The organism is Myxococcales bacterium, assembly GCA_016699535.1.
Classification (GTDB): Bacteria; Myxococcota_A; Polyangia; order Polyangiales.
Genome location: CP064980.1, coordinates 1,009,684 through 1,023,016 on the forward strand (window position 1 = coordinate 1,009,684; position 13,333 = coordinate 1,023,016).

At 56.9% G+C, this 13,333-nt stretch carries 8 protein-coding genes and 1 pseudogene; 5 read left to right on the forward strand and 4 right to left on the reverse strand.

Going from position 1 to position 13,333, the window contains the following annotated elements; all coding sequences use genetic code 11:
• Positions 1-20: 20 nt before the first annotated feature.
• The 4 genes from IPJ88_04820 to IPJ88_04835 all read right to left on the reverse strand — a co-directional run bounded on the left by IPJ88_04820 (position 21) and on the right by IPJ88_04835 (position 2,732).
• The gene (locus IPJ88_04820; GenBank protein ID QQR91058.1) at positions 21-821 is read right to left on the reverse strand and encodes a hypothetical protein; all 801 of its coding nucleotides are present in this window, start codon (positions 819-821) and stop codon (positions 21-23) included.
• A gap of 41 nt (positions 822-862) precedes the next feature.
• A complete protein-coding gene (locus IPJ88_04825) occupies positions 863-1,735 on the reverse strand; it encodes a PEGA domain-containing protein (protein QQR91059.1) in 873 nt (290 codons plus the stop codon).
• A 71-nt stretch (positions 1,736-1,806) separates the two neighbouring features.
• Positions 1,807-2,169, reverse strand: a complete 363-nt coding sequence (locus IPJ88_04830; protein ID QQR91060.1) for a hypothetical protein — start codon at positions 2,167-2,169, stop codon at positions 1,807-1,809.
• Positions 2,151-2,732, reverse strand: coding sequence for a hypothetical protein (locus IPJ88_04835; protein ID QQR91061.1), 582 nt, complete (start codon positions 2,730-2,732; stop codon positions 2,151-2,153). The genes IPJ88_04830 and IPJ88_04835 overlap by 19 nt, the downstream gene beginning before the upstream one ends.
• A 584-nt stretch (positions 2,733-3,316) precedes the next feature.
• On the opposite strand from IPJ88_04835, the pseudogene IPJ88_04840 reads away from it, so the two are divergent.
• The 5 genes and pseudogenes from IPJ88_04840 (at position 3,317) to IPJ88_04860 (ending at position 13,175) form a co-directional block, all read left to right on the forward strand.
• Positions 3,317-6,448: pseudogene (locus tag IPJ88_04840) on the forward strand (DEAD/DEAH box helicase family protein).
• The gene (locus IPJ88_04845; GenBank protein ID QQR91062.1) at positions 6,445-7,215 is read left to right on the forward strand and encodes a DUF4391 domain-containing protein; all 771 of its coding nucleotides are present in this window, start codon (positions 6,445-6,447) and stop codon (positions 7,213-7,215) included. The pseudogene IPJ88_04840 and the gene IPJ88_04845 overlap by 4 nt, the downstream one beginning before the upstream one ends.
• Entirely contained in the window at positions 7,212-9,107 is a 1,896-nt protein-coding gene (locus IPJ88_04850; protein QQR91063.1) for a site-specific DNA-methyltransferase, read from the forward strand. Before IPJ88_04845 ends, IPJ88_04850 begins: the two co-directional genes overlap by 4 nt.
• A 13-nt stretch (positions 9,108-9,120) precedes the next feature.
• Positions 9,121-12,642, forward strand: coding sequence for a DEAD/DEAH box helicase family protein (locus IPJ88_04855; GenBank protein ID QQR91064.1), 3,522 nt, complete (start codon positions 9,121-9,123; stop codon positions 12,640-12,642).
• 197 nt (positions 12,643-12,839) lie between these two features.
• Positions 12,840-13,175, forward strand: coding sequence for a helix-turn-helix transcriptional regulator (locus IPJ88_04860; protein QQR91065.1), 336 nt, complete (start codon positions 12,840-12,842; stop codon positions 13,173-13,175).
• The last annotated feature ends 158 nt before the right edge of the window (positions 13,176-13,333 follow it).

Here is a 13,333-nt window from a genome sequence, read left to right on the forward strand (position 1 = left end):
GCAAGTGTTTGGCGCTCCATTCACGCGGCGACAGATAGCGCCAATGACTTCTTCCCATCAACAACACAAATGCTCGAAGCATTGCATTCTGTGTTGAAAGCCAACATGGCGTCACAGGTATTGAGATCTTCATTAATACCACAGAACAATTCGGTCGTATCATTTTCCGCTGCCAGAACACTTTTTTTGCTGAGTATGACCTTATAAGGTTGTCCGCAGTTTGCACTTTCTAATTTCATGCAAAAGGTTCCGTAGTTGTTTTCTTGATAGAGCATGGGAACGCATTTGTGATCGGTAATGCATTCGGTGTCGGTGACGCAGGGTTCGCAGGTGGCTACGTCGTTTAGTTTTGTTGTGGTGCACTCGAAGGTGTTTGGATTGCAGCTGTTTCCGTTGCAGACGTCTTCGTTTTCTACTGTGCACTGGACGCAGGATTCGTTTTTGCAGAAGGGTTTACCGGTGATGCCGTCGCAGTCGGTGTTTTCGGTGCAGCCGGTGCATGTGTTTGTGGTGGTATCACAAACGGGGGCGGCGGCGTCGGTGCAGTGGGTGCTGTCGAGGCAGGCTACGCAGGTTTGGGATGTGGTGTTGCATTGCGGGGTTTCGCCTGAGCATTCGGCGTTTGTTTTACACTCGACGCAGGTGTTGTTGGGGATGTCGCAGACGGGAGTCTCACCCTCACAATCGTCGTCACTCGTGCAGACGAAGCAGCCGGCGGGAGGGTTGTCGCTTTGGCAGAGGTCTTCTGTTGAGCGGTTGCAGGCAAAAAGGCTGGAAGAGAAAAAGACGAACATAAAAGAAAAATGAATTACTTTAAGCATTTAGAAACTCCCCTGAAGCGATATGGATGTGGGTGAGAGGTTTACGTGCAATTGTTGTCTTCTTTTTCGGTTGGCGCACGTGTTTGGTATTGGCCGATAAAAAACCAAACTATGCCGGCCGTGATGGAAGCTGCACCTAAACCCATTTCCACCCATGCAATGGCATTTGGCTTTTCATTTTCAATGCAAGTGCCAGTGATAGGTTCCAAGGATGAACACGTTGTGCCCTGCGCAAGCCCAATGGCGCCAATCGTTGTGAGCGCAGCGCCCGCTCCCACGAGCACACCCGACATCAGCCACGGGTAGTGCGTCTGCATGATGGGCTCTAGGTTGGCTGATACAGTGCGCTCGAAGCTTTTGTCTTTGGGGATGATGAGGGTTGTGTTGTAGGTATCAAAGCCGTTGAGCTCGACGCTGATGTGGTGCTCTCCTGGTTCGATGCGTTTGTGATAGGGGAGGATGCCGGTGGGGATACCATCGATGAGCAGGCGTGCTCCCGGTGTGCCTTCGACTTTGAGGAAGGGGCCTGAGCCTTTTTGGTATTTGGTTAGGGCCTCTTTACAGGCTTCGCGGGCTGCTGATTTGAGGTCGTTTGCTTGGATGTCTTGTTTGACGGAGTAGTTGCTGGCCGATGGGGTGGTGAGGTTTAGCGCGATGGAAGTGGGCACAGCTTCTTCGGACCACAGGGTCCAGGTGATGGCGGCATCGGCCCTGGCATGCTTGGCAGCATCATCGGCGCACAGGACGGAGGTGCAGCGCTTATCCGTTTCGCTTAGTTTGTGTTTGATGCGGCGGTGCTCAAGAGTGAGGACCGTATGACCGTAAGAGGCGAGGGTCGCTACGATGGAGGTTTTGGCGGTGCGGTAGAGCTCGGAGCTGATTTGAGGATTGTTGAGCGGCTCAAGGACTAGCACAGTATCAGCATAAGCGCTTTGCGCGAAAAAGCAAAAGCTGAGCGCTGCAAAAAAGCTAAGCCCTCTCATGACTAAAACCTGCCTGAAAGCGAAAGCATAAAGCCGTCACGAGAAGCGCGAGCAGAAGGCAGCGGCGCATCGTCGCTCTCATCAAAGAGCGCGCGAATGGCGTAGATGAAGGGCACCGAAAGAAGCGGGACAGCATGCTCCATGAGCAAACCGCCTAAGGCTTGGCTGTCGCGCGTATTGGTGCACACGCGGCCATCGCAATCTTCTGAAAGCATCACCACAGCGCCTGTGGCGGCAAGGGCAGCGCCGGCTCCAAGGAAAGCAAAACTCCACCACGGAAGCGAGTCATCGCTGGGCAAAAACATCGGCAGCGCAAGAGTCGTGAGCAGCGCGCCAGAGCCGCCAATCAACAACGGCGGAAGCACAGAGTTATTGGCGCTGTCTTGCAAGGATAAGTAATTCGTATCCGATGGCAGAGCTTTCTCAAAGTCGCTGACTTTGGAGGCGGCGATGCCGTAAAACACCCAGCTTGTGCCGAGCGCAGCCAAGCCAAGGCCGCCGAGACATAGCCAAGCACGCCTGGAGACGAGTCGTCTTCCGCAAGCGAGCCATCCTCACTTAGCTCCGAGAACTCAAGCGGCCCATTGGGCTGCCAGGTCGCCGTCTCTTTGGGCGAGGGGCCGGTAAAGTCCATCGAGACTTCGTCTTTCAGAGCCTTAGCGACTTGGCTCAGCGAAGGCTCGGAAGTATCCGAAGTTCGAAAGGCCACCGAGGCCAAGACCTTGGCCTCATTAACATCAATCCGGTCAATGCGAATCACCGTCGGGGTAAGCAAAGTGGCAATGAAGACTTCTTTGGCCTCAAGCGAGCGGCCCAAGGAAAGCGCATCGAGCATGCGCATCTCATCTTCTTCGTTCACATTATCGTAAGTCAGATGAAGGTCACCGCGTGTCCGGACATGCGCATCCACACGCGTATCAATATGCACCGTCATATTCTCCGCGGCCAAAGCACCCGGTGCACCCTTCCGACCTTGCCCTCTTCACACTCGACTTGAAGGCGACACGTTCTACTATAAGGAAGCAGAGACTAGGGTGGGATAACAGAAGTGGCATGAAAATCGGTGTAAACAAGACAGAAGTGGCATGAAAAATGCCTTAAAAACGTCAGAAGTAGCATGGGCACGGGTTTGAAGGCACTAAGGTTAGTGTCGAAGATAAGTTGTCTACATGAAGCGACCCGACACCCTTTCCTTCCCGCAGGCTAATTTATTTCCTCAAGACGGTTGCTGACACCTTTTCTTGAACGCCATCTGTCGGGACCAGAATACTTGGAATCCTTCGCTTTTCTCTTTTTCCTAAGAACACGGTTGCTGGAAGCAATTTTTGGAGGCAAACGCCCCGGGACAGGAGAGTTCGATTCACATGGACCTTGCTAATCGTTCCGCAAAAAAGCATCTTCCACCTTATGACGACGCAAGCCACGGAGCCGTCCAATGAGTGGTGCTGAAGCTAGCACCTCCTTGTGCGGTTATCTCCTTGCCCCCTCGCCGGGTCATCAGGAGACAGCCTGATGTTGGTTGACAACAAAGCCCACGGGCGTGTCGTCGATGCCCTCCGGAAAGCCCTCGCAGACAGCTCCTCCGCGTCGTTCCTCACAAATGACCTCTCGATCTTCGCGTGGAACGAGCTCAAGCCTGACTTGTTGCGGTTGGAGTCCGCTCGGGTTCTGCTTTCGTTGCCGGCGCCAGGTCCTGCCGATGGAGTCCCGTCGCCAGGAGGGAGCCTACTCGGCGGCCCGGAGGAGCGTCGGTTTCGCAACACGATAACCGGCCCGGCCATCGCGCGCGAGTTTGCCGCGTGGCTTGCTGAAAAATGTGAGGTGCGTGCCGCCAACGCGACCGTGCCGCACAGCCTCTATTGCATGGAGGCTTCGGACGCCGGCGCTGTGCTGCAGGGGTAGCTCGACCTTCACATGCCCAGGTCTAGGACTAACCCCGTCCGCGCGATACGAGCTGAACACGCTCCTAACCGATGCAGCGGGTGTGCAAGGGCTCCGCGAGCTATTCGAAGCTCTGTGGTCGGATTCGTCGATCAGCCACGATGGCAAGGAGCGCCTTCTCGCCCGTCTGAACGAACTCTCATCGAATCGCTCTCCGCAAGACCTCTACTTCGCGACGCTGTTCCACCTATTTGCCGCCAACATCCAAGAACTGGACGAAGACCAAATCGTTAAGAGTCGAACGGGTATCCGAGAGACACTCGTCTGGCAGAAGCTCTACCGCTTTCAGCGCGACGGTGTGCTCGGAGCAATCGACAAGCTCGAGCGCTACAACGGGTGCATCATTGCCGACAGCGTCGGTCTCGGGAAGACCTTTGAAGCACTGGCTGTCATCAAGTATTATCAACTCCGCAACGACAGAGTTCTGGTCCTGGCGCCCAAGAAGCTGCGCGAAAACTGGTCCCTCTACACCATCAACGACACCCGCAACCTCTTCGCCTCGGACCGCTTCAACTTCGATGTTCTGAATCACACCGATCTCACCCGCCGCACGGGGCGCTCAGGCGAGATCAATCTGGAAACCTTGAACTGGGGCAACTACGACCTAGTGGTGATTGACGAATCACACAACTTCAGAAACACTCGCCGCACAAAGATGGGTTGACGCGATACCGGCGCCTCATGACGGACATCATCAGGGCCGGCGTGAAGACCAAGGTATTGATGCTTTCAGCTACGCCGGTCAACAGCAAGATGAATGACCTCAAAAACCAAGTAGCGTTCATCACGGAGGGCGCCGACGCTGCGCTCATTGATTCGGGAATCGTCAGCATCGAGCAGACGCTCAAGCGCGCCCAAACTCAATTCAACGCGTGGCTCAAGCTGGATTCCGCGCAGCGCACGACGAAGTCACTTCTCGACCAACTCGGCTTCGACTACTTCAAACTGCTCGATGTTCTGACGATCGCGCGCTCTCGCAAACACATCGAAAAATACTATGACGTCAGCGAGATTGGGAAGTTCCCGGTTGCCGAGTATAGCCAACGATATGACATGGAGTTAGCCGGTGGCAGGTCGTTCCGGCAGCTCGATCGCGAAGAGAGCCTCATCCATCTCATGCGCGTCAACCTGCTGAAACGTATGGAGAGCTCAATCAGCTCGTTCGCGCAGACCGTCGACAAGCTGCTCGGCAAGGTCCGCGATCTCATCGCTCGTATCGACGCGCAGGATGAAAAGGAAATCGAGGAGCTGAGCATCGAGGACATCGACCTAGAGAACGAGGAGTTGGACCCGTATCTCGTCGGCACCAAGATCAAGGTGCTGCTTCAGGATGCCGACAAGGTTCGCTGGCGTCAGGACCTAGAAGAGGACGAACAGCTGCTCGTCAAACTCCTGCAGGAGGGGCGACAGGTTGACGCAAAGCGCGACGACAAGCTTGCACACCTGAAGAAGCTGATAACCAACAAAGCATCTGACCCTCCGAATCCTGGAAACCGCAAGGCAATCGTGTTCACGGCCTTCGCCGACACTGCCGACTACCTCTATTCCGAGATCGCTGAGTGGGCTCATGACGAATTGGGGCTGCATTCCGCGATCGTTACCGGCCGGACCGGAAGAAACCGAACCACGCTACCCGGGGCGCGAACCGACCTCGGTTCCATTCTCGCCAACTTCTCCCCGGTCTCCAAGGAGCGAAACAAGACAGACTCAAAAGCGCACGACGAGATCGATTTGCTCATTGCGACCGACTGCATCTCCGAGGGGCAGAACCTTCAAGACTGCGACTACCTTGTCAACTACGACATCCATTGGAACCCCGTGCGCATCATTCAGCGCTTCGGTCGTGTCGATCGACTCGGGTCGAAAAACGAAACCATCCAGCTGGTCAATTTCTGGCCGAACATGGAGCTCGACGAGTACATCAATCTCGAAGCGCGCGTCTCCGGGCGCATGGTGCTGCTCGATATCTCCGCCACAGGCGAGGAGAACATTATCGAGGCCACCGCCCAAGACCAGATGAACGACCTCGAGTATCGGCGGCGCCAGTTTGAGCAGCTTCAGGACGACGTGCTCGACCTCGAGGACCTGTCTAGCGGCATCTCCATCACCGACTTGACGCTTAACGATTTCCGCATGGACCTATCCAGTCATTTAAAGGAGCACCGAGACCTTCTGGAAGGGCTGCCATTTGGAACGTTCGCGGTCACGTCGGTCGGCGAACTCGTCCACTCAGATCATGCGGCCGCCATAAACCTTGGCGCCTTTTTCTGTCTGCGCAGTGAGAACACCCGGGTCGCGCTCGATCCCGCGTATCCTCTCGCGCCGCACTATCTGACGTATGTGGGCGACAACGGAGAGGTGGGAAAGAACTTCAACCAGCCCCGCCACCTCCTGGAGATTCTAAAGAGGCTCGCGCGCGCCAACACGACCCCGAACGAGGCCGCCTTCGACCGCTTTCAGAAGGCGACTCGTGGCGGGGTCGACATGGCCCACTACCAGGGGCTCCTGGCCAAGGCGGTCACCGCGATCACCGGAAAGGCGGAGGAGCAGGGGGTCGAGAGCCTATTTCAGCGCGGCGGCACGGTGCTCAGCCGCGATAGTTTCCGCGGGGTCGATGACTTCGAGGTCGTCGCGTACCTGATCGTGCTTCCTTCCGGCAAGCCGACAACCGATCTGGATTCCTCAGTGGGAGCTCGTCGATGACGCCGGCTGACTTCTATAGAGCGATGGCCCTTCCCGACGAGTGCCTGCTCGCTAAGCGCGTGTTCAAGAAGTTGTTTTATGAGAACGCCAACCTTACTGCCGCCGACAAGCGCGCGCTAAGCAGCGACGTCGAGACCATCACCTGGCAGTACACACTCAAGCCATCCACGGTGCCCATCGCCGCCTACGAAGACGACGAACGAGAGTACCTCGAGATTGCGGTCATTGAGTGCGTTCTTAGTCAGCGCCGCAACGCGAACCGAATCGCGGAGATTGTTCACCGCGCAATTCCGTATCCTCTTCTGCTCTTGTTTCACCATCGCTCTGCTGATGAGGCTGAGGCTGTCGCCCTCAGCGTAGCGCACAAGCGGGCGAGCCGGGCGCAGCGAGGAGCTGTGGTGGCGGAGGGCCTCCTGCGCACCGAATGGTTTGAAGGAGAACCACGGTCGGATATCGAATCCGCGTTCCTCGCAAGCCTCAGTATCTTTGAGACAGGCGCCCAAGATTTTTGGGCGCTCTACAGCGCGCTCTTTGATCGTGTTATGTCGTATGTAGCCTCGTCACTGACCGGCGAGTTCGCGCTGCGAGAAAGCAAGCCACCCGCGGAACGCCGAAAGCTGCTCTCTGATTGCAGGAACTTGAGGCGAGAAATCGGCACCGTTCGTGCGGCGATCCGCGAAGAAACAAACTTTGGAAAACAAATTGAGATGAACAGCAAGCTCAAGCAGCTCACTGTCGAACTCGAAGAGATGATGAGAGATTTATGACGACGAGTGCACACGACGAACACGAAGGCCCAGAGCAACTCGACCCAATGGAATTTGGGAGCTCACCGGATGGTGTCCGGGAAAACATACAGCGGATGCAAGAAATTTTCCCAGAGGTTTTTGCAGAGGGCAAGGTCGACTTCGATGCGCTTCGCGAGACGCTTGGCGACTACGTCGACGACCGAGAGGAGAGATACAGCTTCACCTGGCACGGCAAGAGCCGAGCGCGCCACATTGCGCAAACTCCATCGACAGGAACGCTGCTGCCGTGCCCGGAACAATCAGTTGAGTGGGATACCACCCAGAATCTATTCATCGAGGGCGACAACCTCGAGGTGCTCAAGCTTCTGCAGAAGTCGTATCACCGCCGCGTGAAGATGATCTACATCGACCCGCCGTACAACACGGGCAAGGAGTTCATCTACCCAGACAAGTACCAGGACAATCTGGAAACCTACCTGAAGTACACGGGCCAGACTGACGGGCAGGGCTTCAAGGTTTCTGCCAACACGGAGGCGGACGGTCGCTACCACACCAACTGGCTCAACATGATGTACCCGCGATTGAAGCTGGCGCGAAACCTCCTTACCGACGACGGGTCCATTTGGATCTCCATTGACGACAATGAAGCGGCAAACCTTCGAAGCATCTGCAACGAGATTTTTGGCGAAGAGAATTTCGTAGCCACCTTTATTTGGCAAAAGCGCACCACGCGCGAAAACAGGCGCGTGTTTTCCTTCAACCATGACTTTGTGTTGTGCTTTGCGCGCGACAAAGATCGCTTTCAGGAGTCAAGAAACCTATTGCCACTCGGAGATGAAGCACTATCTCGGTACTCCAATCCCGATAACGATCCGCGAGGGGATTGGCAGTCTGTCGCGATTACCGCTCAGGCGGGCCACGCGACGCCATCACAGTTCTACACAATCTGCACACCCAGTGGTCGCGAAATCGACCCACCGCCCGGCAATTGTTGGCGGTACAACAAGGGGAAATTCGACGAGATGGTTGCCGAAGGCAGGATCTGGTTCGGAGCGAGCGGCAACAACGTTCCCCGGAAGAAACACTTTCTAACTGAAGGCAAGGACGGCCTTACTCCCCACACGCTTTGGCTCGCTGAGGAGGTAGGCACCAATGACTCGGCCAAGAGGAACCTAGTAGGCCTTTTCGATGGTGGCGACGCGTACGACACCCCCAAGCCCGTTCAACTGGTGGAGCGCATGCTTCAGATTGCTACGAGCCCCGGCGACACTGTCTTGGATTTCTTTGCTGGCTCGGGGACTACCGGTGAAGCGGTGTGGCGCCACCGAGACCCTGGCACCCAATCGCGGCGCTTCATCCTGGTTCAGCTCCCGGAGGTGACGGAGGACCAACGCTTTCCAACAGTCTCGGACTTCACTCGAGCGAGGCTTGCTGCCTCTGTCAAGGCGCTCGCAAACAACCCAGAGCTATCGACGGACGAGTCCCACGTCGACCTTGGTTTTCGCGTGCTCAAGTTGTCGAGCAGCAACATCAAGACCTGGGATGCGGATTTCGACTCGCTCGACGAGTCGCTCCTCAACGCTATCGAAAACATTAAACCCAGCCGTTCCGAGGATGACGTTCTCTACGAGATGTTGCTCAAATACGGGCTCGACCTGGCGATCCCGATCGAATCGCGCATTGTGAGTGGCAAGAAGGTCTACATCATTGGCGCGGGCGCTTTGGTGGTCTGCCTGGCCACAGGGGTCACGTTGGACGTCGTAGAGGGGATCGCGGCTCTTCGGAAGGAACTGAAGCCCGAGGTCATGCGGGTGGTCTTTCGGGACGCTGGCTTTGCCGACGACGTGGTCAAGACGAACACCGTCCAGATCTTGAAGCAGGCTGGAATCAACGACGTGAAGAGCCTGTAGGCCGGAGGCTGTCATGAAGATTCAGTTCAGCGCCGACCTCGACTTCCAACGCGATGCAATCGCATCGCTGGTCGACATCTTTGAGGGTCAGGAGACCTGCCAGACCAACTTCACCGTGGCTCGACTGGACACGGGTCCGCAGGCGGCCCTCTTTGAGTCGGATCTGGGCATCGGCAACCGCCTGAAGCTTCTGGACGACGACCTGCTGGCCAACGTCAACAAGATCCAGCTCCGCAACGGGCTCGCTCCGTCCAAGGAGCTCGACGGCATGAACTTCACGGTCGAGATGGAGACCGGCACCGGCAAGACCTACGTCTACCTGCGCACTGCCTTCGAGCTTCACAGGAAGTACGGGTTCACCAAGTACATCATCGTCGTGCCCTCGATCGCCATCAAGGAAGGCGTCTACAAGTCTCTTCAGATCACCGAGGAGCACCTCAAAGGGATCTACGACAACGTCCGCTACGACTACTTCATCTACGACTCTCAGAAGCTCGGCCAAGTGCGAAACTTCGCCACCAGCGACTGCGTCCAGATCATGGTGATCAACATCGACGCGTTCCGAAAGAGCTTCACGGACCCGGACAAGGAGGACAAGGCCAACATCATTCATCGCCCGCACGACCGGATGACGGGAGCGCGACCGATCGAGTTCATCCAGGCTACCAACCCCATCGTCATCATCGACGAGCCGCAGAGCGTCGCCAACACGGAGAAGAGTCGCGAGGCCATAGCGTCACTGAACCCGCTCTGCACTCTGAGGTACTCAGCAACACACAAGGACCGGCATAACCAGGTCTTCCGACTCGACGCCGTCGACGCCTACGAACGCAAGCTCGTCAAGCAGATCGAGGTTGCCGGCATTGACGTCGAGGGCAGCCACAATCGCGCCTACATCAAGCTCCTGAAGGTCGACAACAAGAAGAGCCCAATCACGGCACAGGTGGAGATCGACATCGTCGGGCGCGCCGGCACTGTGCAGCGAAAGAAGAAGACCGTCCGGCAGGGAAGCGACTTGCTCGAGGTGTCCCGCGGACGAGACCTCTACGACGGCTACATTCTGAACAACATCTACTGCGAGGAGGGGGAGGAGTACATCGACTTCACGAGCAAGCCCGACATCGTGAAGCTCGGTGAGGCCATCGGTGAGGTCAATCAGGACGACTACAAGCGGTTGCAGATCCGCAAAACGATCGAGGAACACCTCAACAAGGAGCTGCGCCTGCGGCCGCGCGGCATCAAGGTTCTCAGCCTCTTCTTCATTGACCGCGTGGCCAACTACCGAGACTACGACGAAGAAGGTAATCCGAGGTCGGGTAAGTACGCAGTCATGTTCGAGGAAGAGTACGCGAAGCTCATTCGCAAACCCAAGTACGCGGACCTCTTCAAGAGCGTCGATATCGAGACCGCTGCCGACGGTGTCCACGACGGCTACTTCGCGGTCGACAGGAAGAAGGACGCGACCGGCACCGAGCGCATGAAGGAATCTCGCGGCGAGGGCACCAGCATCGCGGACGAGAGCGCGTACCAGCTCATCATGCGCGACAAGGAGAAGCTTCTCAGCTTCGATTCGAAACTCAAGTTTATCTTTTCGCACTCGGCCCTGAGGGAGGGCTGGGACAACCCGAACGTTTTTCAGATCTGCACCCTGAATGAGACGACTTCGGTGATGAAGAAGCGCCAGGAGATTGGCCGCGGTTTGCGTATCGCGGTGAACCAAGAGGGCGAACGGGTGCATGGCTTCGACGTGAACACACTAACGGTCATGGCCAACGAGTCCTACGAGGACTTCGCCAAAAAGCTGCAGAAGGAGATCGAGGAAGACACCGGGATCCGCTTCGGGATCGTCGAAAAACATCTTTTCGCGAACATCCCGATCGAGACCGGCGACCACACGACGAAGCACCTCGGCATCGACGCATCAGAGGCTCTTTGGAAGCACCTGAAGGATGCCGGCTACATCGATGGTAAGGGTAAGGTTCAGGACAAACTACGGAGCGACCTGAAGAGCGGGCAGATTCAGCTGCCCGAGGATGCCGCGCAGCACTCGGCGGCCATCACAGCCGCCCTCACGAAGGTCGCCGGTAGCCTTAACGTCAAGAACGCGGACGAACGAGAACGCGTGCGCTTGAACAAGGGCGTCTACCTCGGAGCTGAGTTCAAGGAGCTGTGGGACCGCATCAAGCATCGCACCACGTTCCGCGTCGAGTTCGACCCCGAGAAGCTGATTCAGACGTGCGCCGACGAGATCAACAAGTCCTTGGTCGTCGGCCGCGCGCGGTTTGTCTTCCGCAAGAGCCAGGCCGAGATCAATCGCGGTGGCGTCCAGATGGGCGATGCCACCGAGCAGGCCTACACGTACGAGGCGACCGATTTTCAGCCGCCGGACGTCGTGTCCTTCCTGCAGAACGAGACCAATCTCACGCGCCGATCGATCGTCGAGATTCTGCGGCGAAGCGCAAAGCTCGAGCACTTCAAGCGCAATCCGCAGAAGTTCATCGAGCAGGCGGCAACGATCATCCAGCACCAGATGCGCCTGTTCATCGTGGATGGCATCAAGTACCAGCGCATCGGGGACCAAGAATATTACGCGCAGGAGCTGTTCGAGACCGAAGAGATCTACGGCTATCTCAGCAAGAACATGCTCGAGAGCCAGAAGTCCGTGTTCTCCCATGTCGTCTACGACTCAGACGTCGAGGCCGAGTTCGCCAAGTCCTTCGAGCTCAGCGAGGACGTGAAGGTCTACGCGAAGCTCCCGATGTGGTTCCAGATCGAGACCCCGCTCGGCAGCTACAACCCAGACTGGGCGGTGCTCATCGAGCGGGATGGTAAGAGTCGTCTCTACTTCGTCGTGGAATCAAAGGGCAGCCTATTCACGGATGCACTCCGACCTACCGAACAGGCGAAGATCGACTGTGGCCGCGCTCACTTCAAAGCTCTCGCGACGGACGTTCGTTTCCGAGTGTCGAATACCTTCCAGGCGTTCGATGCGACGATAGACGATGACGTGAGTGCCACGGCGGGTAGTGATGCTCGCGTGCTGCCGTTTCGGCGAATCGCTTCTGAGGACGCGCGCCCCTACGAGAACTGCGTGCCGCTCCTGGAACTGAAGGTTGCGGCCGGGGGCTTCTCGCCGCCGCAAAACGTCGATCATGGCGACCATGAATGGGTGGAGTTGACGGGTCGGCATCGTCCCTCGGAAGAGCTCTTCGTCGCGCAGGTCGTCGGCGAGTCCATGAACCGCCGCATTCCGAACGGTGCATGGTGCTTGTGGCGCTTGAGACCCGCGGGCACGCGGCAAGGCAAGGTCGTTCTCGCCCAACACCGCGACATCCAAGACCCGGAGCACGGCGGCAGCTACACCGTGAAGGTCTACGAGAGCGAGAAGGAGTCCGACGGCGACGGCGGGTGGCGCCACAGCCGCATCACCCTCAAGCCGGACTCCACCGAGTCGACCTTCGAGCCCATAGTCCTCGAGGATCTAGACGAGGGAGAGTTGAAGATTCTGGCCGAGCTCGTGGAGGTTCTTGGATGATGCCAGTCGGCGTGTTGCCCTAGTCGCGTAAGTTCGTCGCTGCCTGACAAATACCCCGTGTGAGGGTACAATCATTCGTACGATTACTCGGGTGGTACTTAGCGCCCGCGTGCAAAAGGCGCTGCGTAAAGCTCCTCCTCAGGTTGTGAGTAAGCTTAATCTATGGGTGGACATACCAGGATACCAGGCCAGCAAACATGAGTACTAAGAAGAAAAGGAAAAATCGATCGGGTGATGTGGATGCAACCGCATTTCTGAAAAAGCTCACGGGTGGACCCCTGACTTTAGGGGAGGCTCTGCTCGCGATACGCCGGTGCGAGGAGCGTAGCCAGGCGAGCTTTGCGACCTTGTTGCGCATCTCTCGTCAACATCTATGCGATCTTGAAAAAGGCCGTCGTCTATTGAGCCCGGGCCGCGCAGCGAAGTTTGCGAAGATCCTAGGGTACAGCGAATCTCAGTTTGTCCGGCTTGCTCTGCAAGATCAGCTCGCTGTAGCCGATCTTGACTATCGAGTTGAATTAAACGCAGCGTAGACATAGGGCTCCGCGCTCGGTCAGGTGGTGAGTTAGCTACTTGGCAATGGCCTCGAAGTTGACGCGTCGGGTAAGGCCACCGTACACGATGCCTTTAGACGTGCTGCTTCATCTCGATACGTCCGAAAAGCTGCCGACCCACAAGTTGCTTACAAAAA

Excerpts from the sequence above, each read along its gene's own strand:
- IPJ88_04820 (QQR91058.1), bottom strand. The coding sequence starts at position 821 with ATGCTTAAAGTAATTCATTTTTCTTTTATGTTCGTCTTTTTCTCTTCC.
- IPJ88_04845 (QQR91062.1), top strand. The coding sequence starts at position 6,445 with ATGACGCCGGCTGACTTCTATAGAGCGATGGCCCTTCCCGACGAGTGC.
- IPJ88_04850 (QQR91063.1), top strand. The coding sequence starts at position 7,212 with ATGACGACGAGTGCACACGACGAACACGAAGGCCCAGAGCAACTCGAC.
- IPJ88_04855 (QQR91064.1), top strand. The coding sequence starts at position 9,121 with ATGAAGATTCAGTTCAGCGCCGACCTCGACTTCCAACGCGATGCAATC.
- IPJ88_04860 (QQR91065.1), top strand. The coding sequence starts at position 12,840 with ATGAGTACTAAGAAGAAAAGGAAAAATCGATCGGGTGATGTGGATGCA.